Raw genomic sequence first — 24,516 nt, 5'->3', positions numbered from 1 at the left:
CATAGAAAAGAGCCTCTAGAATAAAGTTATAAGAAGAGATAGACATAACGGTTATTGCGTCAGGGCAAACGCATCTAAATATTGATGAGCATAGATAAAAAACAAACAGTTTCTTGCCGCGATGGATATTATCTATATCATTTTGGAATTTTCTTTAGTTTTTGTTAGGGAATAAGATGCGTTCGCCCTGAGGGTTCGGGCGGTTCATGGGGGAGGCGATGCTCTTGATAGCAGCAAACTTGGGCTACGAGGCAGTAATGATCAATTTGGTCTTTGTAAACTAATATACCTTCAATTACACTTTGGCAGTCGTTAGGATTTGAGATCATTGGGCGGATTGGGCGTGCAGCCAAGCTAGGAGATCAACAAGTGGTAGACGCGCTGATCATGTATCGCGCTTTGGGTTGAACGACTTATCTATCTTTGTATGTACCAGAAGTCAGTCATAGTGCATAAATGTTAGGATTGCCACAGAAAGAGAATAGCGAAAGAGAAGGAAAAAAAACTGAATGGCAGAAGTTGATAAGTCAATATCCTTCGATGGTAGGGATATTCGACTGAAAGTAGGCTTACTAGCTCCCCAGGCTGGTGGGTCGGTGTTGATAGAATCAGGGGACACATCCGTTTTAGTCACGGCTACGCGATCGCAAGCCAGAGAAGGCATTGATTTTCTTCCTCTTACCGTAGATTATGAAGAAAGGCTATATGCCGCTGGTAGGATTCCCGGTGGGATCATGCGGCGGGAAGGTCGTCCACCAGAAAAAACAATTCTCACCAGCCGTCTTATAGACCGTCCCATGCGTCCTTTGTTCCCCTCATGGTTGCGGGATGACTTGCAAATTATTGCCTTAACGCTATCGATGGACGAGTTAGTGCCGCCCGATGTGCTAGCAGTTACAGGCGCTTCCATCGCTACCCTGATTGCCCAGATTCCTTTTAATGGGCCAATGGCAGCAGTACGGGTTGGTTTAGTGGGAGATGATTTCATTATTAACCCCACTTATGCAGAAATTGAAGCCGGAGACTTGGATCTGGTAGTAGCAGGTTCACCCCACGGTGTAATCATGGTGGAGGCGGGAGCCAATCAGTTGCCAGAACGAGATATTATCGAGGCGATTGACTTTGGTTATGAAGCGGTGCGGGACTTAATTAAAGCGCAGCAAGATTTAATTGCAGAATTGGGTCTAGTAATAGTGCAAGAAGCACCACCAGAAGTAGACCAAACGCTAGAAAATTATATCCGCGATCGCGCCAACGGTCAGATTAAGAAAATCCTGTCTCAATTTAGTTTGACCAAACCCGAACGCGATGCAGCTTTAGATGTCGTCAAGGATGAAATTGCCGCGACGATTACCGAACTGTCAGAAGAAGATCCCATTCGAGTTGCCGCAACTGCAAATAAGAAGGCACTTGGTAACACTTTTAAAGATATTACCAAACACTTCATGCGGCGACAAATCATCGAAGATAATGTCCGCGTTGATGGCCGCAAACTTGATGAAGTGCGACCTGTTTCTTGTTTAGTTGGTGTCTTACCAAAGCGAGTCCACGGTAGCGGTTTATTTAACCGGGAACTAACTCAGGTATTATCCGCTTGTACTCTGGGTACACCTGGGGATGCTCAAAACCTCAACGATGACATGCAGCTAGATCAGCACAAGCGTTACCTGCATCATTACAACTTCCCGCCGTTCTCAGTCGGGGAAACCAAGCCAATGCGGGCCCCAGGAAGGCGCGAAATTGGTCACGGGGCATTAGCAGAGCGAGCGCTCCTACCTGTGCTACCGTCAAAAGAAGAATTTCCCTACGTGATTCGCATCGTATCGGAAGTACTTTCTTCCAACGGTTCCACCTCAATGGGTTCAGTCTGCGGTTCCACCCTCGCCCTGATGGATGCTGGTGTACCAATTCTCAAACCTGTCAGTGGCGCAGCAATGGGTCTGATTAAGGATGGGGACGAAGTGCGAATCTTGACCGACATCCAAGGCATTGAAGACTTTTTGGGTGACATGGACTTCAAAGTTGCCGGGACGGATGCCGGGATTACCGCCTTGCAAATGGATATGAAAATCTCCGGTTTGTCTTTGGAGGTTATTTCTCAAGCCGTCCACCAAGCCAAATCAGCCCGGTTGCACATTCTGGAGAAAATGCTCGCTTGCATTGACACGCCGCGGACTGAAACCTCACCTTATGCCCCACGTCTGCTAACAATCAAGATTGATTCAGACATGATTGGTTTGATCATCGGGCCTGGAGGCAAGACTATTAAGGGGATCACAGAGGAAACTGGTGCAAAAATTGACATCGAAGATGATGGCACCGTGACAATTTCCGCTGTGGATGAGAACAAGGCCAAGAGAGCCAAAAATATCATCCAAGGCATGACCCGCAAGTTGCACGAGGGGGATGTCTATGCAGGACGCATTACTCGGATTATACCGATAGGTGCATTTGTGGAATTTTTGCCTGGAAAAGAAGGCATGATCCACATTTCTCAACTAGCTGACTACCGCGTTGGCAAAGTTGAGGATGAAGTAGCGGTGGGCGATGAAGTGATTATCAAAGTGCGCGAAATTGATAACAAAGGTCGGATTAATCTCACTCGCTTGGGTATCCACCCAGATCAAGCAGCAGCAGCAAGAGAAGCTGCGGCGGTGAATCGGTAACTCGATTTGGGATTTTAGATTAGATTAAATCTAAAATCCGCGATGCCTATCGTGAAGGCATCGCCGTATGCTTCTCTAATTTGACGAATTACAAATTATTTTAACGACTTTTCTAGTGTTTTTGGCTCAGGTAGAGGTTGATCATCTGCTAAAGACGATTCAATCAGCATTTCTAAAACTTCTTGAGCATTTTTGAAAGCTTCTTCGTAAGTGTCTCCGTGAGTCTGACAAAACTCTCCCCCTTCAGGAAAACTCACAACAAAACACTCATCTTCATCAGACCACTGAATAACGATTGTATATTTCATATTTATTCATATACCTATCGTCGATGAGCAATAGTGGTGACAAAGAGCTGATTAGTTTCATCATCAATTCGGTAAATCACGCGATATTCACCAATGCGATAGCGATAGTAGCCGACGAAATTACCTTTGAGAGGCTTAATATTAGGGTGAAAACGAGGATTTTGTTCCAGTTGCTCAAAGCACCTAGCAATCTTTTTGGCTAAGGCTTGGTTTGCAAAAGCATAAATCTCCTCTGCTTCAGCAGATAAAACAACGCTATACATCAGACCGAATCGTTCTCCAACTTTTTACCCGACCCTCAGTAACATCTTTTTTACCCCTCTCGAAGGATTCAATAAATCCAGGAATATCAATTAACTCTTCGGTAGCGTCTTCACTTTCTTTATCTGCTAGATAAGCTAAGAAGTCAGCAACCAGTTGTAGGCGTTCTGAAGACAATCCATCTAGATATTGGTTGATTTGTTGACGAACTTCTGTGTTGTTCATATTTTTGAAACTCTTTTACTTCTCTAATTCTGCCAACTTCTGTTGAGCAAACTCTCTCACTTCCTCATCTGCGTCATTCTCTGCTTTGTCGCGCAACAATGGTAAAGTCTGGGGATGCTGAGGAAATTGCTTGATAATTATCTCAAGTGCAACGCGCCGAGGGTTGGTTTCATAGACTTGCTTACGCTCAAAGGGATCATTGACAGCGCAGTTGTAGTAAATTTCAAACAACTCAGACTGATTTCGGAAGTGTTTCGCTAATGCTTCGATGGCTGCACATCGCACATCCCCTTCATTATTAGCAGTGGCACGTTCTTTGAGAAACGAGCGGGTGTCTGGGTCATCTTTGAAATTGCTGGCTAATGCTTGGATGGCTCCACGTCGCACATACTCATGATTATCAGCAGTGGCGCGTTCTTTGAGAATCAAGCAGGTATCCGGGTCATCTTTGAAATTGCTGGCTAATGCTTCGATGGCTGCACGTCGCACATACTTATGATTATCAGCAGTGGCGCGTTCTTTGAGAAACGAGCGGGTGTCTGGGTCATCTTTGAAATTGCTGGCTAATGCTTGGATGGCTGTACGTCGCAGATACTCATGATTATCAGCAGTGGCGCGTTCTTTAAGAAACGAGCGGGTGTCTGGGTCATCTTTGAAATTGCTGGCTAATGCTTGGATGGCTGTACGTCGCAGATACTCATGATTATCAGCAGTGGCGCGGTCTTTGAGAATCGAGCGGGTGTCCGGGTCATCTTTGAAATTGCTGGCTAATGCTTGGATGGCTGCATATCGCACATAGTCATGATTATCAGCAGTGGCGCGTTCTTTGAGAATCAAGCGGGTGTCCGGGTCATCTGGGAAATTGCTGGCTAATGCTTCGATGGCTGCATATCGCACATCCCCATCATTATCAGCAGTGGCGCGGTCTTTGAGAAACGAGCGGGTGTCCGGGTCATCTTTGAAATTGCTGGCTAATGCTTCGATGGCTGCATATCGCACATCCCCATCATTATCAGTAGTGGCGCGGTCTTTGAGAATCAAGCAGGTGTCCGGGTCATCTTTGAAATTGCTGGCTAATGCTTCGATGGCTGCACATCGCACATCCTCATCATTATCAGCAGTGGCGCGGTCTTTGAGAATCAAGCAGGTGTCCGGGTCATCTTTGAAATTGCTGGCTAATGCTTCGATGGCTGCACATCGCACATACCAATCATTATCAGCAGTGGCGCGGTCTTTAATAAACGAGCGGGTGTCCGGGTCATCTGAGAAATTGCTGGCTAATGCTTCTATCGCTGCATATCGCACATCATCATCAGTAGTGGTGAGGTCTTTGAGAAACGAGCGGGTGTCCGGGTCATCTTTGAAATTGCTAGCTAATGCTTCGATGGCTGCACGTCTCACATACTTTTCATCATCAGTAGTGGCGAGGTCTTTGAGAAACAAGCGGGTGTCCGGGTCATCTTTGAAATTGCTGGCTAATGCTTCGATGGCTGCATATCGCACATCCTGATCATTATCAGCAATGGCGCGGTCTTTGAGGCAGTCTAAGGTATCACGGTTATCTTTCCAAATTGCGGTAATTGTTGCAATTGCTTGAATGCGAACTTTCAGAACTAGCTTAGTTTCTTCTGTATATGGATGGGGTCTGTAATAGTACCAGGGGTCATATTTAGTTAAGTCTTTTAGTTTGCCAAATAATTTATTAGCCACTGGCGCAATTACCGAGCGATTTCTCACTTCTGCAAAACACTTAGCCGCTAAAAACAAGTTGAGAAATTTTTCCTCTTCGCCATCTTGCACCATTAAGTAATCCAGAATTTCACCAACAAATTTTGGCTCAATCATTCCCGCAATTAGCCGCAATACCTCATGCCAAGTTTCATCTTGCCAGTGTTTGCCAAAAACTTCAGTTTTGAGATCCTCAATTGAAATACTACGTTCCTTCTCAAACTGCCGGACAATCTCCGAAGCACAGAAATATTCTAAAAATTTCCGATGCAGAAAGGCATTGCTTGCTATCCAGCCAATCAACCATTCCACCATAATATTCACGCCTGCTAAGTGGTTGACTACGAGTATATACACCTGTCAGAGGAATATTTCTAGATTTCTGGGTTTTTAGGGAGTGCGAGTCTATTCATCCAAAACTTAAGATTATCTGGATTTAGATGCTGCGATCGCACAGTAGGTTAGCATACCTGTGCTACCTGAAGATTTGTTAAAAATAACTAATATACTATGCATTGAGATTAGGAGTAGTTTTATTTATGGTTCTACAAGTTAACCCCATCCAAAAAGAACCAGTTGTTACTTGGGAAGCACTTCCAGCCGACTTCATTTTACCTGACGATCCAGTGGAAAATATTCAACAACCCGCGATCGCTGCTGCGCTTACCGATGCTTTGGGAACCGCAGGACGCATCCAACCCCAGATGCTGATTGGCTCTAATTTTGGACTTGTAGCCACAGTCAACAAAAAAATTGTCGTTAAAGCCCCAGATTGGTTTTACGTTCCTCAAGTGCAGTCTGTAGGAACAAATGTCGTTCGTCGCAGCTATACCCCGAATTTAGAAGGCGTTGCTGTGGCTGTAGTAATGGAATTTCTCTCGGATACAGAAGGTGGAGAATTATCAGTCCGCTCAACTCCACCCTACGGTAAACTACATTATTACGAAAAGATTCTCCAAGTTCCAACCTACGTAACCTACGACCCTTACGAACCAAGCATAGAACTAAGATGCTTGCAAAATGGACAATATACCTTGCAGCAAGCAGACGCCAATGGACGTTACTGGATTCCTGAGTTAGAGTTATTTCTCGGAATTTGGCAAGGTGAAAGATTATGTCAAACCATGAATTGGCTGCGCTGGTGGGATACAGAAGGAAATTTGCTGTTGTGGAGCAGCGAACAAGCCCAACAAGAACGCCAGCGTGCTGAACAGGAACGCCAGCGTGCTGAACAAGAACGCCAACGCGCTGAACAAGAACGCCAACGCGCTGAACAAGAACGCCAACGCGCTGAACAGGAACGCCAACGCGCTGATATATTAGCAGCTAAGTTACGTGAGCTAGGTGTTGACCCTGATGCGACGCCGAATAGCCCGTCGTAGACATCGCATAACCTAAAGGGATGCTGGGAATAATAATTTTGGGACATCAGCACCAAAATTCCATGAAACAGCAAAAAAATCAGTTCAGCCATCTTACTGCGATCGAAAGAAGTTATCTATCATTTCCGGCACAGTTTTTATTAAATCAAAACCTTTTACAAGGCAAAATACTAGATTTTGGTTGTGGCTTTGGTAATGATGTTAAAATATTGCGCCAAAAAGGTTGTGATATTACAGGCTATGACCCTTATTATTTTCCAGAATATCCTCAGAATAAATTCGATACAATAATTTGCTTTTATGTTTTAAATGTTTTATTTACTGAAGAACAAACTAATGTTCTAATGGAAATATCACACTTATTAAAACCAGGAGGTAAAGCTTATTATGCTGTAAGAAGGGATATTAAAAAAGAAGGTTTTCGAGAACATTATGTTCACAAAAAGCCTACCTATCAGTGTATTGTCAAACTTCCCTTTACTTCAGTTTGTTTAGATGCACATCGGGAATTATATGAGTATATCCACTATAATCATCAGCGAAATTCATCTAATTATTGTATATTCTGTAATCCTTATAAAAATCTCAACCTATTAACTGAATCAGCAACTGCTTATGCTATGTTTGATGGCTATCCTATAAGTAAAGGACATGTTTTGATTATTCCCAAACGTCATGTTAGCAGTTATTTTGAACTACCACTTAAAGAGCAATCTGCTTGCTGGTTTATGATGAACAAAGTACAAGAAATTCTCAAAGCAGAATTTGAACCTGATGGCTTTAATATAGGAATGAATATCAATCGAGCCGCCGGTCAAAATATAATGCACGCCAGTATTCATATCATCCCTCGTTACAAAGGTGATACTGTTAGTACTAAAAGTGGAATCAGGAACGTCATTCCTAAAAAGCAATAGTTTTTTTACTGATAGCTTTCAGTAGCAAACCCGGATTTATAGCAAATACATAAATCTGAAAAACCTGATTTTTCAGTCTTGTTGAAAATATTGCCAAATATTCAGTTAACTGAGATTATCTGGATCTATTCCCAGCGCTCTTAATTGTTCTGTCAATTGTTGCACTCGTTGTTCTGCTTGTTGAGCGCGTTGCGCTTCTTGTTGGGCGCGTTGCGCTTCTTGTTGAGCGCGTTGCGCTTCTTGTTGGGCGCGTTGTGTCTCTTGTTGAGCGCGTTGTGTCTCTTGTTTTACTTGTTCTGCGGGCGTGAGATACCGTTGTCCTTGCGAGTCATACCAATACATCCATTCCCGCGTTACACCGCAATAATTTCCCCTTTCGCAACCAATTCCTAAGCCCATTTCTGGTAGCCAAACGGGGTTTCCCTCTTGCAATTCATATCTACCATTAACTAACTTATGTACTTCCAGATGCGGTTTGCGGCGGCGACGAGAGGAATAAATCACGTAATAAAGTACGCCCAAAGCCTCATATTCATCCAATTTAGTAGTGTATTCCTTGCGATAATTTTGCGAAACTACTTCTAGCACGAAAATCGGCACAACGTTTTCATCCCACAGCACATAACTGGGACGCAGTTCCTCATCATAAAACCGCTCTACACCTAAGCTCAAAAACCCATCTGGCACTATAGGCGGTTTATCTGGGTGATAATAAATACCCATATCTATCGCAAACAACCAGTCCATACGTTCTGCCCAAAGTATCAGCAGGATTGCCTTCAGCAAGCCTGGTATCAATTCTTGCAGTTCATTATCCACAGGCGTTTCATCAGAGTCTGGTAGTTCCTCGGCTGAGGGCAAGTACCTTGGCAAGTTGTACTCTAACATGGCTGGTTTCCCCAAAACTCAAAGGATATTTGGCTGATCAGAATTATAGCGATTTCTCCCCTAGCGATGTCATTAGTAGTCTGTCTGATTAGTTACGAGGCGTGAAGTAGTTCGTAGTCAGGACTTTAGTACTGGTTTTTTAAGCACTAAAGTCCTGACTACGAACTCTCAAACTTAGCTTGACAAATTACTAGTTTACTACTGTATATTAAGTACTCTACTGACACTAATTGGTAGTTTTTAACTAGTAGACAATCTTAAATCTGCCGGAATCATGAGCAATAAAATTTATTTGATACCAAAATTCTAACTGTCACAATCCGATTATCTTGATGATGCAATGTTTTGCTTTGACTAAGGGATACCACTTGTGGTATTGAGAAACAGACAAAATTCTACAGATATAATAGTTACTAGCTCGTTTCCTGGTTGTACATAGCATTGCCTCATCTAAAGTTGCAGCCCAGTCAAGAATACAGGCATTTTTACCTCACGAAGGAAGTTGCTTCAGACGATAAAATTTTGGTAACTCTTAACTATTAATAAATATAATAGGTGCTTAGTACTATTCATGCTTTATATTTAGCGACAGGGTGGTGCAAACAGCCAACTCATGTTCAAAAACTTAGGAGGCAGTAGCCATTAGAGGCAACTCATGCTTAGATACCACCACCATATAGTGTAAGTTAAGGTTAAGTCGATATTCAAACGAATAATTTTTGCTGAATTGCGACAGATAAAGACTAAACTAAAAAGTCTTGTGCAGCAAAACCTGTAGCTTTAAATGAAGTAATCATGTCTAAGGTTCTTGTCTCCGATTCTATTGACCAAGCTGGAATTGACATTCTTTCGCAAGTTGCTACCGTTGATGTCAAACTAGGTCTAAAACCAGCCGAACTGCTCCAAATTATTGGTGAGTATGACGCGCTGATGATTCGCTCTAGTACACGCGTCACTCAAGAAATCATTGAAGCTGGCACCCAGCTAAAAATCATCGGTCGTGCTGGTGTGGGTGTGGATAATGTGGATGTTCCCGCAGCCACACGCCGGGGAATTGTGGTAGTCAATTCTCCAGAGGGAAACACAATTGCTGCGGCTGAACACGCGCTAGCGATGATTTTGGCTTTATCTCGCCACATCCCCGATGCTAACGCTTCGGTGAAACGCGGTGCGTGGGATCGCAATAGCTTTGTCGGTGCGGAAGTCTACAAAAAAACTCTTGGCGTTGTCGGTTTGGGTAAAATTGGCTCGCATGTTGCCGCTGTAGCTAAGACAATGGGGATGAAACTCCTAGCTTATGACCCTTTTATTTCTACAGAACGAGCCGAACAAATTGGCTGTCAGTTAGTGGAGCTAGATTTACTCTTTCAGCAAGCAGACTATATCACGCTACACATCCCCAAAACCCCAGAAACTACCCACTTAATCAATGCCACAACCTTGGCAAAGATGAAACCCACAGCCCGGATTATCAACTGCGCTCGTGGTGGGATAATTGATGAAGTAGCTTTAGCAGCAGCTCTGAAAGCGGGTAAAATCGGGGGCGCAGCCTTGGATGTGTTCGAGTCTGAACCACTGGGTGAATCGGAATTGCGATCGCTAGGTAAGGAAGTTATCCTCACCCCCCACTTGGGAGCCTCTACCGCAGAAGCTCAAGTGAATGTGGCTATTGATGTTGCCGAACAAATTCGGGATGTACTTTTAGGACTACCAGCTCGTTCAGCCGTCAACATTCCCGGACTCGGCCCCGATGTGTTGGAAGAACTCAAACCCTATATGCAACTAGCAGAAACTCTAGGTAATCTGGTGGGACAGCTAGCTGGCGGACGGGTGGAAGTACTGAATATTCGACTGCAAGGGGAACTCGCGACTAACAAAAGTCAGCCTTTAATCGTCGCTGCCCTCAAAGGACTACTTTACCAAGCTTTGCGGGAACGAGTAAATTACGTAAATGCCAGCATAGAAGCCAAAGAACGCGGAATTCGGGTGATTGAAACCCGCGATGCTTCCATTCGAGACTATGCCGGCACACTGCATCTAGAAGCCACAGGTACTTTAGGTACTCATTCTGTCACAGGCGCTTTGTTAGGTGAGCGCGAAATCCACCTCACCGACGTTGACGGTTTCCCGATTAACGTCCCACCCAGCAAATATATGTTGTTTACCCTGCACCGCGATATGCCGGGGATCATCGGCAAACTTGGTTCCCTACTCGGCAGTTTTAATGTGAATATTGCCAGTATGCAAGTAGGTCGTAAAATCGTCCGTGGTGATGCGGTAATGGCTCTGAGTATAGATGACCCTTTACCAGAGGGCATTTTGGCTGAAATTATAAAAGTCCCTGGTATTCGAGACGCGTATACGGTAACACTTTAATTTTGGATTTCGGATTTTGGATTTTGGATTGGTAATGGCTAATTGCTCATTGTTTTTCGCATTGTCATTAACCGTTACCTAGTCCCCAATCTAAAATCTAAAATCTAAAATCTAAAATTATATGGCAAACACCTGGTGGGAACTAAATATTTTATGTGAGCCAGACCTAGAAGATTCGATCTTTTGGCGACTGGAAGATTTTGGCTGTCGTGGTACAGCTAGTGAAAACAAAGGAAATTCATCTTTAGTAAGGGCTTATCTGCCGACAATTCAAACACAACTATTAGATTTGGCAGCACTATCGCTGTGGTTGCGTCAAGATGCCCTCTGTGTAGGAGTTTCATCTCCCTCCCTGCAATGGCAGTTAATTGATGAGGAAGATTGGGCGACTAGCTGGAAACAATATTGGCATCCGCAGGAAATAGGCGATCGCTTCCTAATTAACCCCGCGTGGCTACCATTACCAGAAACAACGGAACGGTTAGTGATTCGTCTTGACCCTGGTGTAGCATTTGGTACGGGCAACCATGCCACTACGCAACTATGTTTGGAATCCCTGGAAATGCGGCTAAGTGGAGTCTCTCAGTCGTTTGTGGGTAGTCGTGGTAAACATGAACATCTGGTAATTGCGGATATTGGCTGTGGTTCTGGTATCCTTTCGATTGGGGCGCTGCTACTAGGAGCCGAGAAAGTCTATGCAGTGGATACTGACCCTTTGGCGGTGCAATCAACTATCAGTAATGGTGTCCTGAACGACATTAGCCCAGAACGTTTACTACCTGCACTGGGAAGTGTAGACGTTTTGACAAAACTAGTTCAAAGCCCAGTGGATGGTATCGTCTGCAATATTCTGGCGAATGTAATTATTGAATTGGTTCCAGAAATGAGTGCGATCGCTAAACCTGAAACTTGGGCAATCTTCAGTGGAATTTTACTGGAACAATCTAAAGCTGTTGCTGACGCTTTAGAAGAAAATGGTTGGGTTGTCGCTACCCTGTGGAAACGCAAAGAATGGTGTTGCTTAAATGTACGGCGTTCTTAAGCCAGTAGAAATTATCGCAATCCTAAATCATTCGTAAACAATCAGATCCCCAACTTCTTAAAAAAGTCGGGGATCTTTAAGTAAGTGACATAATATATAGATTAGCCACTATTGACTTTTGAAACTAGCGATGAAAGAACGGCTACAAATCCCCAAAAAAGCTGACTCATCCGCTTATTCGTCAGAGCAAAGTCAGTTGCGATGTCTACGACGGGCTACGCCTACGCATTTATTAACTAACCACTCTCAACTTGGCTCCAACCAGCCTATAGTACAGGCAAAGGTAGAAAATCAGAAATTTCAACAATATCAGTTTGAGGCAACCAAACTCCAAATACAAGCCAAGCACGGCACTATCACGCCAGAGGGACAGGAGCGACTTATTGTATTGCAAACAAAGATGAATGAGTCGTTGCAGCAAGGAAAGGAACACTCTTCGCAGTTTGGTCATAACCTGAGCAAAATGGCGATAAAACGTGCTGATAGTGTGTCACTGGGACAAATACAGCCAAAACTTACTATTGGTCAATCAGGAGATCGATATGAGCAAGAAGCGGATAGCGTCGCTACTTCTGTAGTTAACCAAATTAATAGAGCTGCTTTGGAAAACCAAGACGCAGGCGTTAAAAACGAACAAGGAAAGTCTGAAGAAATATTAGCAGCAAACAACCCAGCAGATAAAAAACAAAAATTTTTACAAGAATATTCGCTAGCCAAAACACTAGTAAATGGTATAGATGACACATTACCACAAGATAAAATACTGGAACAACTTTTCAAAAACTTTGTAAATATCCAATTTCAATACACAATGGTGAGCAAGAGTCCAGAAACGCTCTTAAAAGGCTCTCCAGAAGGAGATTGTCAGACATTAGCCCGGACTTTTAAAAAAGTTGCAGAAGAATATTTTGGGATTGAAAAAATAACAATTGAAAGTATCGCCAAACCTTTTTTGAGTGAAGCTGGAGCGACCCCATACCAAGGGAAAAAACCTAATTGTGATGACGCTAAACGATGGTTTTTCCAAAACCATTATTGGGCTAGCTGGAATGGAAAAATTTACGATGTTTTATTCCTCAGCAATAAACGAACCGAAGCAGATATGGCAAAACAGGTGCAACCACTCACATCAATGTTGATGCCTGAACAAGAGTACTATGAAACAGAAAAAGGAAAAATTGTATATCCCATTGTCAATAAATATTCCACTGTAGAGGTTTCGATATTTGAAAAACTGAAAAACTTTGTTAATAATCTCGGTCAGTTTTTCTCCAACAGTATGAGTGCGATAATCAATAAAATTCGGTCTTTATTTGCCCAAAGTGGAAACAATACCAGTGGTTTTGATTCTCTAATGAGAGAACTTGAACATGATAAAAATAATAGTGCGATCGCAAACAAATAAAGTCAATAATTTTCAGACCTTGGTGGTATCGTTAATTTAGTGCGATCGCTATCTTCGGTTTCAGAAACAACGGTAGGAAATGATGAAGAATCAAGATATCCATAATCAATCCTCCAGTGCCCCCATGACTACCATTAACGAACAGCTACTTGCTGCGATCGAAACCGCTCCCGAATCGATTCTAGAGCAAACCCTCGACTATCTCGAATACCTTAAAATTAGAAAAAATGCCTCTGCTATTAAACTAAAAGATACCTCTATCCAAGATGGGGAAGCAACGCTGCGCCACTCCAAAGCTAAAGATTTGCTGAAATTTGCTAACAACTGGCAAGGCGATGACTTTGAAAAATGTCTCCAGTTTGTTTGCAACACGCGTTCCGATACTGAATTCTGATCTATCTGCTTGGCTTTCACCACTGCCCTGAATTATCCTCTTGTTGCAACCCAATTAACTGTCGCCGCTTCCAAGCATAGTGAAGAATATTAATCCCTAATTCCTGAGCTGTCCGAATGGTCAATCTAGGTAAACTCAAATCTCTATCCAGTCCCCAAGCTGTTGCTAAATCTCCAATTGCTAAAATAATTCCTCCACCGATTAACAGTTTAATCTGCTGTTGATTAACCATTGGCAAGGCAGCAAATAAGAAAGGTTTTGTCCTTAAAGGATGACTCCGTTGCAATTCATCTATTGGTCTTAAAGGACTCTCTAACTGTTGTGCTAGGGCTTGAGTACTCTCAATTAGAGGATTAGCATTTGTTGGCGCATCAACTAAAAGCACACCACCTAAATTTAAGTAATTTCTGAGGGATTCAAATTCGAGACTATTTAAAGATATAGCCTGTCCACCTGTGAGATAAAGGATGTCATAGTCTTGGATATTTTCTGCTAAAGAAACCTGACCTGGTTCATCAGCCCCTCGCAAACTAGGGTATAGGGGTTCTACTGCTTGTAATAAATATGAAAGGCTGAAAAAATTACGCGCACATTCGGGATCATTATGAGTCGCCTGTGCCATACATACAAGTGCTTGAGGACGCATTTGTGCCTGACGACGATAACGCAAATCAATATTGTTATATCCAGGAAAGAAAGCATCCGCAGGTTGGGTAATTTCAGTATGTCCTGGTTGTAGGAGTATTCGACATATTTCTATTTCTGAACTAGCTGGTGTAGAGTTGATTTGGTCAATTCGATAAGTTTCTTGAACAACATCTCTTTGCTGTCCGCGCCGCAATTCATCAGGATCTACATAGCTAACTACTAAGTAGATCATGAGCGGTTCTGAACTTGCTACTTCTAGATCAATGGGAAAATCATAAGAAGTCGGTATAACAATTAGATTACCTGCTAAATCAATTGCAATCCCAGGTTGAATTTGTACCCAACGTCCATCTCGATATTTAGCTTCAACTTGGCTTGGGGCAGTCACATCTCGCACGCCTAAACCGCAGACAATTCCCGGTTGGTTTAAACTTTGATATTGAGCATTTTGCCGATTACGGTGGTAATCGTGGGCTGTGCGCCAGCGTTCCGCATTGATTAGTAAACCGTCTGCGGCTTGCAAGCGTTCAAAAGATTTTATTGGTGGGGGTGGGAAAGGATGGGACATAGCAATTTTGGATTTTGGATTTTAGATTTTGGATTAAATTTTTATTTTACTTACTTAATTACGAATTATTCAATTAGGGGGATTTTCGATAGATAATTCATAAGTACAAAAAGCTGGTTTTTCTTGTTCTATGATTCTTTGGATAAGTTCTTCATTGATGATGCGACTAGAAATATTTGAACGCAAACGCACTATAAAATGATATGGTTGCCCACCTGCTAAAACTGCATTTCCTAATTGTGCATCTCCTATAATGAAACTTGGGCCAAAAGGTTCTGTAATACTAATATGTTTATCAGCTTCATTAGGTAAATCTTCGTCTAGCGGTAAACCAGTATAAAGATGCAAGTAGAGACGCAATCCTTTACGAGTTCCCCGCCAGCGATAAAGTTCTACGGCTCGGCGAATTAAACGCCGCTGTTGCTGGATATCCCAAACAGAATCTACTTGCCAAGCAACCCAATGAGCCATAAAGGGTAGTAGTGCTTGCGGTGCTGTCAAGGGATCGAGGTTTGCCCACATGACGTTATAACTATTAACTATTGGCTGAAAAGCTTGCTCAAATATTTTCATGAAGCGACCAATAAAGTCTACTTCCCGATACAAAATTGGCAAGAATTCCATGTAGGCAGTGTAGGGACGGATGTATAAATCGAAATACTCGCTTCTCTCGATTTGTTCGTTGTCAGTGCCTGGGTCTATATGTAGAGTAACTAGGCTGCGAAAATTGAGTGTTAGTTTGTCTTTTTTTCCAGGAGCGATCGCTTCTTGGTCTTCAAAAAATGTGTCGGGAATTGAGAAGTAAAGAACAGCATCCATTTGTCCACGAGGCGGTATTTCAGTGCCTTCTGTACCAATCTGACACCATTCAGTTGGAAAGTTTCCTTCAACGCTTAAGCTTACCCGCAAAGGACGTTGATCTAAGTTTTGCACTTGCACAATCATCTCGCTGGGATGCCCAGGATGCAAGAGTAAACTACGTCCAGCTACATGCATGTTTTCCGCATTTGCAAATGCTAAACCTGCCACAGGTAAAGCTTCGGGAATTTGCATTGGCGTTAATTGAATGCTTACAGCTGGACTAGAGCGACTTTGAACCATAGGATTGGGGATTGGGGGAGAATAACTACTGACAAATGACCAATGACAAATCAGGAATTACGAATTATTTGGATGTCGTGATTTGAACGCAGATTTGTATCAGCCCAAGAACATATCAAACCTTCCGATCCCGGATCGATCAATTGTTCTGGGGATGGTTGTCGTCGCCAATTTTCCCCTTGCTTGCGGATGGGAAACAGCAAAACGGGGCCTAAATGACGCACGCCTGGGGTTTGTTGCAGTAATGCCACAATATCCGATGTATAAACTGGTCGCCCAAATGGCCAACCTTTGCCATCGATTCCTCCAGTTAAGGGATTTAAATATTTATACAGCGATCGCCTCAAATTCCGGCGAATTTCCTCGCTGGCAAAAGGGTTGTTGTATGCTGGCTCTAAAGCAACTTCTGTCTGTACAGAAACACCTACGTAATTTGGTTCTTGTAACTCTACTTGCACCCCTAATAAGCGTCTTTCATCTAAGTAACTCAAAATTTGCTCTTGCAGGGCATTACTGAGGGCAAAATCTTCTGGTGTCATGCCATCGCCTTGCGCGATCGCATCTGTATTTGCGAATGGAACTACCAGTAAACTAACTATACCAGCTTGTCTTTGAGAATTTGCTGGCAAACAACGGACGCGCGCGATCGCACCAGCACCCGCCTGTTGAGTTAAAACTTCAAAATCTTCAGCAGTGACGGCGCGATCGCGCGTGCGGAGGATGCGGGGAGCCTTCATTACAGCTTGTTCCAGCGATTCGGCATCTGCTCCATTGATTGCTGGCACACGATTGATCACACTAGCAATGTATGGATATGCAGACTTCAAAAACTGGATTGCCCCAGGTTGAACATTGCCTTCTCTACCACCGCCTGTACGATAAGTAACCATTCTAATCTCTGAACCACGGGGAGGAATCGCCCCATATTGGTGTTCAGACTGGTTATTTTCCAGAACTTGTACAGATGTGTCATCTAGTGATGGTTGCTGGATTCGCGATCGCACCTGGGTATGCTGCTTGAGTTGGCTAGGTTCCCGAATCAGCGGCCCAAACTGGATTGTACCAGTGATCGAATCGATGGTGTAATGAAAGTTATGCGGCCCAGAATCAGCAAAATCTCTCACCTCAGTCCACTTCTGAGGCAAACCACCAGCAGGAGTAACTAAAATATACTCATTTTCTCGGCGTTCTAAAATTGGTGCCGTTTGTAACTGGAAAGTCTGACCAGGCGTACCATCACTAATTCCCAATCGCTCATCTTGAATCAGCGTACTGTGGCTAGCTCTAACAGTACCGCCAATTGAACGCACTGCTAAACCAATAATTCGTGGTGGACGATTGTAACCAGATTCATTGACTTCTGTGGAAATAAAACTACAGCGCAGCCAGCGACCTCGGTAAGAGGTAAAATTAGCCACAGGCCAAACTTGAGGTAGATGCAAACGTACTTCTGCACCTTGAGATGGGTTTCCACCCTGTTGGGCGATTTCATAAAAACTGAAACCGCGAGTCTTATCATCTGACTCTTGTAATAAAACTGGTTGCCAATTTTCTCCATCCCAGGCTGACCACTTCCGGGGTGGTTGATTGGGGTTAATCCCAGCAGGAGTAGCCGCAGCCCCTTGGAAAATAATTTCTAAAACATTAGCGTCTATTGGATCATCAGAATTAATTGCTAAATAAAAGCAGTTACCAGGCTGGGGTTCCTCTTCAAATATCGGTTGTTCATTACCTGTCCAGTAACCGTTAGATTGACGAGTCCAGGAAGTTGTGACTCTTTCGCGCAGAGATTGGGGAATATCTTCGGTGGTTTGGGCAGTTAAGAAATGTTGGATGCGGGGTGTGCCGATAATTAGAGGAGAATCTGTGCTAAAGGTAATCGCTTCTGTGGTTTCAGTGCGGATAGTTGAGGCTTCCAATCCTGCGGGAATCGTGTAGGCTTCAGGTAGTGCAGCGCTTAAATAAAAAGTTAATTCTGTACGGGCTGGGGCGGGAGGCTGGAGACGGATACCCAGTAATTCTAGAAAAGCGACATAATTTTTGCGAGGAACTTGGTTAAATCTGAGCAACATTTGGTCAGTTAACCAAGCAAATAACTCAATTAGCGTAATTCCTGGGTCGCTGAGATTGTGGTCAGTCCATTCTGGACAGTAGCGAGGAATACGCATAATACATTCTTCCACCAAATCATCGAAGGCGCGATCGTCTAAGTTGGAAGAAGGTAATTTTGGTAAAAAGTCAAAGTTCACGATTCCTCCCCAGCTGAAACCAAATAATAAGGATAAACAAAGCTATAAATATCGGGGCCGTCTTTGAGTCGATAATTGATGATGATATCCACTCTGCCACGCACAGGGTCAGGATCAGCCACAACTTCATCGATAATAATGCGTGGTTCCCAAACTTCTAAAGCTTCCAAGACATAAAGACGGATTCGCAGTAGGGTATCGCTATTCATTGGTGCAAACGCCAGTTCTGACAAGCGCGAACCAAAGGTAGGTCGATAAACCCGCTCACCTACACCCGTGCGGAGGATAATCCAAATAGATTCTTTAACTTTTTGATCTTCACGGCTAAGTTGTATCCCACCTTGCACACTTAAATGCAGTGGATAAGCCCAACCTGTTCCCAAATAGGCTTGTTCACGACCATAAACCATATCTGGCACTTAGACAGCTGTTACATGGATATCTTCAAAGATATCGGCACAAAGTGTTTAAGCCTATTCGCCAAAGGTCGAGGATGAAGAGGCAACAGAAGAGAAAAAATGCTTACTTCCTTTTATCTCGTATCTCGTGTATCTCGTATCTCGTTCCCAGTCTCCGACTGGGAATGCCTAATTTGAGGCTCCGCCTCCTCTTTCTTGACAAGAGGCAGAACCTCTCGGAATACATTCCCAGCCTGGAGGCTGGGAACGAGGTGAAATGAACCTCAGAGCTTCGTTAATGAGTCTTTGAACTCCGTTAATGAACCTCAGAGCTTCGTTAATGAGTCTTTGAACTCCGTTAATGAACCTCAGAGCTTCGTTAATGAGTCTTTGAACTCCGTTAATGAACCTCAGAGCTTCGTTAATGAGTCTTTGAACTCCGCTAATGAACCTCAGAGCTTCGTTAACGAGTCTTTGAACTCCGTTAATGAACCTCAGAGCTTCATTAATGAATCTTTTTTACTCGTGGACGCAGATTCCTTACATTCCAATCAACCGCCAATCAAAACAGTGGGATTACCTTTGATAATTTTATTCGGTGGCCCTAATGCTTCTAAAACAGTGTCGCCCATCCGAGAGGCAGGCAGATTGTTAATCAGCACAGTCTGACTACCGTCAATCACAACCCCAGGGCCGTGAGGAGGTAAGGGTAAAGGTGTGGCGCAATTATGAATATCAGCACCAGCAGCAGCAGCAGCGATCGCACTACCCATAGTAGCAGCAGATGTTGTCTTTGTAGTTTGTTCAGCAGCTAAGGCAGCAGGTGCCCCTGGTGTACCAGCCGCCGCTAAAGTAGCAGCCTCAGCCGCTTTGATAGCTATATCAGAAGATGTTTTGGCGGACTGCAAACCTGGTACTGCGGCGGCAAGCACACCCCGCCACGCAGGTAAAGACCCAATCAACACATTGGGACTACCCGGCCCTCCTGTTAAAACTGGGGGTAAGGGATGCGCCACATTGTCGGTAATTCTTGCTGCTGGTCTACCCATCACAACCTCCTATTGTGTTTATTACGAATTACAAATTACGAATTACGAATTAACGCCGTGTGCAACTTTCTCTCAGACCTAACCCCCAACCCCTTCCCTACAAGGGAAGGGGAGCAAGAATCAAAGCCTCTCAGGAGTGGAGGAGAGGAATGGAAGCGGGTTTCTAAGGATAAGTTGCACATCGCGTGAATTAATTAAGTCGAATCATCGCACCTTTAACTGTAATCACGCCCTTGGCTGAAATGTCTATATTTCCACGAGCATCTAATGACATATTACCTGTTGATTCTACTGAAACAGATTTAGCCATATCGTCCATTTTGATTCTATGACCGCCTTTAGTTTCAATCTCTATACACCTTTGACTATCATTGAGATATATTTTATGACCGTATTCAGTTTCTACGCGAATACCTTTTTTACTACTTCCTTTATCTTCTTCAACAAACTGTAGAACATGACCAACACGAGTTTTAATGGTGCGTAATCTTACACCACTTGTAACTGAATCCCTTACCTTTTCCGGTGGTGCATCCTTGCCATTCCATACTCCGCCAATAACATAAGGACGATGGATATCGCCATGCTCAAAACCGACTAAAACTTCATCGTTCACCTCTGGTAAACAGTCAAAACCTCTATTTGGGCCTGCTCCCACGGCTACAACTCTCGCCCAGTCACTTGTATGTTCTTCTGTGAGAGTGGGAAACTTAACCTTCACCCTACCCCATGCCTGTGGGTCTTTGTTATCAGTCACAATTCCTACTAATAAAGTCTCAGATGGCTGTAGACGTTTTTCTGGAGATAGAGTTGTGAATAAGCTACCAGAACGCAGCCCCCGCACACTGAAATAAGTTTCATAAACGCGCTGACCGAAGAAGTGGCGGGTTTCTGTAACATAATACTTACCACTATAGCGATCGCCCATACCCTGAAGATTAATAACCCGTCCAGGACGAATCTCAGGATTCCCTTCTGCTTTGGCATCTGCATAAACAAATTCTCCTCCTAGTTCATCACACAAAGCCTGAGCCATCGTCTCAGCTTGTTTTTTGCTGGCAACAGGTTTATCTACAATAATCATTTTGGGAGATTTAAGATTAGAAAATGCATTACTAGTACTACTTCCGAACTTATTACCTGTCTCGGTTATTTGCTTTTCTTTCTTGGCTGTTCCACTAATCAATTGTTTCTGGGTATAGTCCCAGGCGCGTACTTCTACAGAACTTATCTGTTCAGCACTGGTAACGCGGGTACTAAATTTATTAATATCAACTAGCCATTTGAGTGATAAAGCTTCCTGACTTTTTGGTTTGCAAAAATTTAGCTTTTCTTCTGTAATAAATAACTCAAAACCAATGCGAGCAGCCCTTTCTCGCAAAAATTCCATATTAGTTTGGTTTTCTTGGAAGACATACTTATGAACTTCACCAGTTGCCTCTATATTCCCAGGCTTTATACCTACTTCTTTAATTATTTGCTTGACTATATCGCTATCAGTTTTATTTAAAAAAGAGCGATTGTAACGACCTCTGTGTAGACGATGAGAAATGTCATAACCGCGCACAATAATATCAGCTTCCGATTTTTCATTGAAGTGAACTTCCATCGCGGTAATTTCGCCTTCAATGAGGAATTCTTCTACCTCTTCTTGAAAATTATTATCTAGAGTAGTACTCGAAGTAAAACCCAACTTCACTTTTTTCCCAATTTTAAATAAAGGCTCATGTCGCCAAGCCTTGTTTTCAGGTCGGTCAGATGCGGGAATATAGCTGTTATGGATTACTAGCGTAAACATTGCTGGTAAATGAAGGCTTTCTTCGATTGTGATTTGCAACACATCCTTGATTAATTCAGGAGAAGCCTGTTTTCCATCTATCTGTATTTTAGGTTCGCTTAAATAAAGGCTTTTTTTAGGAGGCATAATTATTACTTTATAACTTATGAAATGTTCAGAGCAGCCTTTAATCACAAAGTAAATACTAATTTATCACTTACGCACTTTACACATTGACCATTATGTGGTGAGTCAGCTTGTTAAACTAAAAGTCTTACCCTACCTCGTTCCCAGGCTGTGCCTGGGAATGCGAGCAAGTAGGGCTGCTGCCTACTTGTTTGAGGGGAGGCAGCAGCCCTCCCATAAGAGCATTACAAGGCTCTGCCTTGTAACGAGAGGTAATCCACAGTTGGCTGTCTTTAGACCTCTTGCAAAAGTCCCAAACACCCCACCCCCAACCCCTCCCCGCTCTTCGGGAGGGGAGCGTTTGCGTAAGCAAATGCGGGGTGGGGTTCTTAATTTTTGATTTATGCAAGAAGTCTTTTGTCAATGCGTAAGTTCTATAATTTATCACTTTACTTATTTTGTCTTACTCAGTGTTTGTCCCTTTTTATCTCCCTGACGAGCATTGCCTTTAGAAGCAGATTCACGTCCTCCAGGAAGGTTATTTTTATCCACTTCTTGCAAGGCTATATCTACCAGCGCCCTTACTGGTGTACCATCACTCAGAAACATATTTAAAGTGTAGGTTAAACTCGTGATTACACAATAAAAATACTCATTTCCCCATGTAAATATGTAAACAGGTGGGCGCTTATCAGTTGCTTTACTGATAGTTTCCACACCTTTCTTAATTTTATCTATATATTTTTTCATCACCGAGTCTTTCGTTTCATAAGTATCATAAAGTAACTGTTTGAGTGTAAATTTATAAGGTTCAACTCCAGAAAAGTTTACTTTCGGAAGTAGAGTAGTTCCTCTATTACCATCCTTACTTTCCCACTTAACAGTCCGAGTGAAACTAATATCTGTAGGATTAAACATTAATTCAATATCTGGCGCTTCACCGTTATAAGCTACGAGTTTGGCTTTCTCAAGTTGCGGTTGACGTTTTTGAATAACAATAATTGCGGGACTTGCCATTTGAGTATTTCTCCAAAAATTAATTCTTGAATACAAATTTACCAAGGTAATCTACCAGAGGAACCACCATGACGTTCTCGCTCAATTTCTATCCGTTGTCGTAATCTGTGATAAACTTCACGAGCTAGAGCTTCAAGATCAGCCGTATCATCTTTATCATCTTCTTGAGAAAATGAGGATGCGCTCTCTATCGTCTCAGTTACTGGTGCTATTTCTCTAGATATATCGGGTAGAGTGACTTCTCCACCATCAGCAAAGCCTCTAAATGTAGGAAGGTGTTTAGCAAAAATTTGTGGTGATTCTGAAACATGAGAAAATTCAGATTTTTGGCTGTTAGATTCTCCATCATTAAAGTTGAAGCTAGTGAATTCATCATCATTTCCATTTAGTAAATCTTCCACATTTGACCATTGAGAAGGTGTATTTGACCATTGGGAAGGTGTGTTAGTGCTGGAATTTGCTTTTCGGAAAATTAGGGGAGGCGATGAGTATTGGGGTGAGGATTCATTTACATCAATTGTTTCATTGTGAAGGGTATGAATCTCTGGAGAATTGAGAAGAGAAAGTTTCTGTTTACTAATATTCAACCCCAAGGAAGAAGGAATTAAAGAATTGGATATCTCAGGTGAATCATTTTCAGCGCTTTTTAGCTGTAACGAAGTGTCTGGAAAAGAATCGACTTTAGTCGGAGTCTCTGGAGAAGTTGTTTCTTCTGGTTCTGTGGGATTGGGTGTCTGTAAACTTGGAAGGATAATATCCTGCGGTGTACCACCAGTATTGATGTGATGTAGTAGAGGTAAATTCTTCTGTGCATCCCTGGTATTAATCACAAACTCCCCAGGCGTAAGCATTGCAGGTACTGTATCTGAGGGTGCTATCTGCTGGCGATTTTCAACGCGGGAGTCTATGACATGACCACCAGTAGCATAACCTTTAGATGCAGGCAAATTTTCTGCGATCGCATTTTGCTCAACTTGAGGTGGTGTACTTACCTCATTTTGTGGGGAAGTTGTTTCTTCTGAGATATCTAGATTATCTGAGGTATCAATAAAGGTTGATATTTCAGGATTTGTTACCGCAGAGGAAAATTCTGATTTTACTGGTTGTTCATTGTCAAGAATTTTCCTGAAAATACTTGCAGTTGCACCAATCTCAGGTGGTGTGGCGCTAACTACTGGTATATTATCAATCTCAGGTGATATAGCAGTAATTGTTGGTGCTTCACTAATCTCTGGCGATATGGTGGGAAGTGGCGCGTAGATATCTAGCGGCTTGTCGTTAGACATCCCAGTTTCAGCAATCTCAGGTGATATAGCAGTAATTGTTGGTACTTGACTAATCTCAGGCGATGTGCTGGGAAGTGGCGCGTAGATATCTAGCGGCTTGTCGTTAGACATCCCAGTTTCAGCAATCTGAGGTGATATAGCAGTAATTGTTGGTACTTGACTAATCTCAGGCGATATGCTGGGAAGTGGCGCGTAGATATCTAGCGGCTTATCGTTAGACATCGCAGTTTCAGCAATCTGAGGTGATATAGCAGTAATTGTTGGTGTTTCACTAATCTCAGGCGATGTGGTGGGAAGTGGCGCGTAGATATCTAGCGGCTTATCGTTAGACATCGCAGTTTCAGCAATCTGAGGTGATATAGCAGTAATTGTTGGTGTTTCACTAATCTCAGGCGATGTGGTGGGAAGTGGCGCGTAGATATCTAGCGGCTTGTCGTTAAACATCCCAGTTTCAGCAATCTCAGGTGATATAGCAGTAATTGTTGGTACTTGACTAATCTCAGGCGATGTGGTGGGAAGTGGCGCGTAGATATCTAGCGGCTTGTCGTTAGACATCCCAGTTTCAGCAATCTCAGCTGATATAGCAGTAATTGTTGGTGTTTCACTAATTTCAGGCGATGTGGTGGGAAGTGGCGCGTAGATATCTAGCGGCTTGTCGTTAAACATCCCAGTTTCAGCAATCTGAGGTGATATAGCACTAATTGT

19 protein-coding genes and 2 pseudogenes are annotated in these 24,516 nt (G+C 43.1%); 8 read left to right on the top strand and 13 right to left on the bottom strand.

The annotated features are described in order from the left end of the window. Window positions 1-191: 191 nt before the first annotated feature. Together V7K62_RS08655 and V7K62_RS08650 are read left to right on the top strand one after the other, a co-directional pair. Window positions 192-408: pseudogene (locus tag V7K62_RS08655) on the top strand (GNAT family N-acetyltransferase); the annotation flags it as partial. Window positions 409-509: 101 nt separating this feature from the next. Beyond that, window positions 510-2,666: a polyribonucleotide nucleotidyltransferase gene (locus V7K62_RS08650; protein WP_334863519.1), complete on the top strand. Its 2,157-nt coding sequence runs from the start codon at window positions 510-512 to the stop codon at window positions 2,664-2,666. A gap of 95 nt (window positions 2,667-2,761) precedes the next feature. On the opposite strand, the gene V7K62_RS08645 is transcribed toward V7K62_RS08650, so the two are convergent. The 4 genes from V7K62_RS08645 to V7K62_RS08630 are packed head-to-tail and all read right to left on the bottom strand — an operon-like array spanning window position 2,762 to window position 5,545. Next, complete coding sequence (locus V7K62_RS08645; RefSeq protein WP_334863518.1) at window positions 2,762-2,974, bottom strand: type II toxin-antitoxin system HicB family antitoxin; 213 nt, start codon at window positions 2,972-2,974, stop codon at window positions 2,762-2,764. Between the two features lie 14 nt (window positions 2,975-2,988). After that, entirely contained in the window at window positions 2,989-3,237 is a 249-nt protein-coding gene (locus V7K62_RS08640; protein WP_334863517.1) for a type II toxin-antitoxin system RelE family toxin, read from the bottom strand. Further along, window positions 3,230-3,460 (bottom strand): hypothetical protein, encoded by a 231-nt coding sequence (locus tag V7K62_RS08635; protein WP_334863516.1) that lies wholly within the window; start codon window positions 3,458-3,460, stop codon window positions 3,230-3,232. The genes V7K62_RS08640 and V7K62_RS08635 overlap by 8 nt, the downstream gene beginning before the upstream one ends. Window positions 3,461-3,475: 15 nt before the next feature. Continuing rightward, complete coding sequence (locus V7K62_RS08630) at window positions 3,476-5,545, bottom strand: HEAT repeat domain-containing protein (protein WP_334863515.1); 2,070 nt, start codon at window positions 5,543-5,545, stop codon at window positions 3,476-3,478. A gap of 182 nt (window positions 5,546-5,727) precedes the next feature. Between V7K62_RS08630 and V7K62_RS08625 the strand changes: the two genes are divergently transcribed. Then, window positions 5,728-6,570 (top strand): Uma2 family endonuclease, encoded by an 843-nt coding sequence (locus tag V7K62_RS08625; RefSeq protein ID WP_334863514.1) that lies wholly within the window; start codon window positions 5,728-5,730, stop codon window positions 6,568-6,570. A 62-nt stretch (window positions 6,571-6,632) separates the two neighbouring features. Next, complete coding sequence (locus V7K62_RS08620) at window positions 6,633-7,487, top strand: HIT family protein (RefSeq protein WP_334863513.1); 855 nt, start codon at window positions 6,633-6,635, stop codon at window positions 7,485-7,487. A 105-nt stretch (window positions 7,488-7,592) separates the two neighbouring features. On the opposite strand, the gene V7K62_RS08615 is transcribed toward V7K62_RS08620, so the two are convergent. Beyond that, window positions 7,593-8,375, bottom strand: a complete 783-nt coding sequence (locus V7K62_RS08615) for a Uma2 family endonuclease (RefSeq protein WP_334863512.1) — start codon at window positions 8,373-8,375, stop codon at window positions 7,593-7,595. 795 nt (window positions 8,376-9,170) lie between these two features. Here V7K62_RS08615 and serA point away from each other — a divergent pair. The 4 genes from serA (at window position 9,171) to V7K62_RS08595 (ending at window position 13,592) form a co-directional block, all read left to right on the top strand. Continuing rightward, window positions 9,171-10,751 (top strand): phosphoglycerate dehydrogenase, encoded by a 1,581-nt coding sequence (gene serA, locus V7K62_RS08610; RefSeq protein WP_334863510.1) that lies wholly within the window; start codon window positions 9,171-9,173, stop codon window positions 10,749-10,751. A gap of 121 nt (window positions 10,752-10,872) precedes the next feature. Next, window positions 10,873-11,793, top strand: a complete 921-nt coding sequence (prmA, locus tag V7K62_RS08605; RefSeq protein WP_334863509.1) for a 50S ribosomal protein L11 methyltransferase — start codon at window positions 10,873-10,875, stop codon at window positions 11,791-11,793. A 130-nt stretch (window positions 11,794-11,923) separates the two neighbouring features. Then, on the top strand, window positions 11,924-13,198 hold the full coding sequence (locus V7K62_RS08600; protein WP_334863508.1) for a hypothetical protein: 1,275 nt from the start codon (window positions 11,924-11,926) through the stop codon (window positions 13,196-13,198). 79 nt (window positions 13,199-13,277) lie between these two features. After that, window positions 13,278-13,592 (top strand): hypothetical protein, encoded by a 315-nt coding sequence (locus tag V7K62_RS08595; protein WP_442937239.1) that lies wholly within the window; start codon window positions 13,278-13,280, stop codon window positions 13,590-13,592. Window positions 13,593-13,608: 16 nt separating this feature from the next. On the opposite strand, the gene V7K62_RS08590 is transcribed toward V7K62_RS08595, so the two are convergent. The 8 genes and pseudogenes from V7K62_RS08590 to V7K62_RS08555 form a co-directional block, all read right to left on the bottom strand. Beyond that, complete coding sequence (locus V7K62_RS08590) at window positions 13,609-14,808, bottom strand: DUF4159 domain-containing protein (RefSeq protein ID WP_334863507.1); 1,200 nt, start codon at window positions 14,806-14,808, stop codon at window positions 13,609-13,611. A gap of 69 nt (window positions 14,809-14,877) precedes the next feature. Further along, window positions 14,878-15,909, bottom strand: a complete 1,032-nt coding sequence (locus V7K62_RS08585) for a phage tail protein (protein WP_334863506.1) — start codon at window positions 15,907-15,909, stop codon at window positions 14,878-14,880. A gap of 50 nt (window positions 15,910-15,959) precedes the next feature. Then, on the bottom strand, window positions 15,960-18,158 hold the full coding sequence (locus V7K62_RS08580; protein WP_334863504.1) for a putative baseplate assembly protein: 2,199 nt from the start codon (window positions 18,156-18,158) through the stop codon (window positions 15,960-15,962). Next, window positions 18,155-18,568: a GPW/gp25 family protein gene (locus tag V7K62_RS08575; protein WP_334863592.1), complete on the bottom strand. Its 414-nt coding sequence runs from the start codon at window positions 18,566-18,568 to the stop codon at window positions 18,155-18,157. Before V7K62_RS08575 ends, V7K62_RS08580 begins: the two co-directional genes overlap by 4 nt. Before the next feature lie 539 nt (window positions 18,569-19,107). Further along, entirely contained in the window at window positions 19,108-19,605 is a 498-nt protein-coding gene (locus V7K62_RS08570; RefSeq protein WP_334863503.1) for a PAAR domain-containing protein, read from the bottom strand. A 190-nt stretch (window positions 19,606-19,795) separates the two neighbouring features. Next, window positions 19,796-21,529, bottom strand: coding sequence for a VgrG-related protein (locus V7K62_RS08565; protein WP_334863502.1), 1,734 nt, complete (start codon window positions 21,527-21,529; stop codon window positions 19,796-19,798). Between the two features lie 432 nt (window positions 21,530-21,961). Next, window positions 21,962-22,525, bottom strand: a complete 564-nt coding sequence (locus V7K62_RS08560) for a CIS tube protein (RefSeq protein ID WP_334863501.1) — start codon at window positions 22,523-22,525, stop codon at window positions 21,962-21,964. A 38-nt stretch (window positions 22,526-22,563) separates the two neighbouring features. After that, window positions 22,564-24,516, bottom strand: a pseudogene (locus V7K62_RS08555) (hypothetical protein); the annotation flags it as partial.

Source organism: Nostoc sp. (assembly GCF_036917935.1).
Classification (GTDB): Bacteria; Cyanobacteriota; Cyanobacteriia; order Cyanobacteriales; family Nostocaceae; genus Nostoc.
Note: the sequence above shows the minus strand (reverse complement) of the source record. Positions and strands in the feature narration are given on the sequence as shown.

What these genes read in the sequence shown, in the direction of transcription:
- V7K62_RS08650 (WP_334863519.1), top strand. Translation starts at nt 510, where the DNA reads ATGGCAGAAGTTGATAAGTCAATATCCTTCGATGGTAGGGATATTCGA.
- V7K62_RS08645 (WP_334863518.1), bottom strand. Translation starts at nt 2,974, where the DNA reads ATGAAATATACAATCGTTATTCAGTGGTCTGATGAAGATGAGTGTTTT.
- V7K62_RS08640 (WP_334863517.1), bottom strand. Translation starts at nt 3,237, where the DNA reads ATGTATAGCGTTGTTTTATCTGCTGAAGCAGAGGAGATTTATGCTTTT.
- V7K62_RS08635 (WP_334863516.1), bottom strand. Translation starts at nt 3,460, where the DNA reads ATGAACAACACAGAAGTTCGTCAACAAATCAACCAATATCTAGATGGA.
- V7K62_RS08625 (WP_334863514.1), top strand. Translation starts at nt 5,728, where the DNA reads ATGGTTCTACAAGTTAACCCCATCCAAAAAGAACCAGTTGTTACTTGG.
- V7K62_RS08620 (WP_334863513.1), top strand. Translation starts at nt 6,633, where the DNA reads ATGAAACAGCAAAAAAATCAGTTCAGCCATCTTACTGCGATCGAAAGA.
- V7K62_RS08615 (WP_334863512.1), bottom strand. Translation starts at nt 8,375, where the DNA reads ATGTTAGAGTACAACTTGCCAAGGTACTTGCCCTCAGCCGAGGAACTA.
- serA (WP_334863510.1), top strand. Translation starts at nt 9,171, where the DNA reads ATGTCTAAGGTTCTTGTCTCCGATTCTATTGACCAAGCTGGAATTGAC.
- prmA (WP_334863509.1), top strand. Translation starts at nt 10,873, where the DNA reads ATGGCAAACACCTGGTGGGAACTAAATATTTTATGTGAGCCAGACCTA.
- V7K62_RS08600 (WP_334863508.1), top strand. Translation starts at nt 11,924, where the DNA reads ATGAAAGAACGGCTACAAATCCCCAAAAAAGCTGACTCATCCGCTTAT.
- V7K62_RS08595 (WP_442937239.1), top strand. Translation starts at nt 13,278, where the DNA reads ATGATGAAGAATCAAGATATCCATAATCAATCCTCCAGTGCCCCCATG.
- V7K62_RS08590 (WP_334863507.1), bottom strand. Translation starts at nt 14,808, where the DNA reads ATGTCCCATCCTTTCCCACCCCCACCAATAAAATCTTTTGAACGCTTG.
- V7K62_RS08585 (WP_334863506.1), bottom strand. Translation starts at nt 15,909, where the DNA reads ATGGTTCAAAGTCGCTCTAGTCCAGCTGTAAGCATTCAATTAACGCCA.
- V7K62_RS08575 (WP_334863592.1), bottom strand. Translation starts at nt 18,568, where the DNA reads ATGGTTTATGGTCGTGAACAAGCCTATTTGGGAACAGGTTGGGCTTAT.
- V7K62_RS08570 (WP_334863503.1), bottom strand. Translation starts at nt 19,605, where the DNA reads ATGGGTAGACCAGCAGCAAGAATTACCGACAATGTGGCGCATCCCTTA.
- V7K62_RS08565 (WP_334863502.1), bottom strand. Translation starts at nt 21,529, where the DNA reads ATGCCTCCTAAAAAAAGCCTTTATTTAAGCGAACCTAAAATACAGATA.
- V7K62_RS08560 (WP_334863501.1), bottom strand. Translation starts at nt 22,525, where the DNA reads ATGGCAAGTCCCGCAATTATTGTTATTCAAAAACGTCAACCGCAACTT.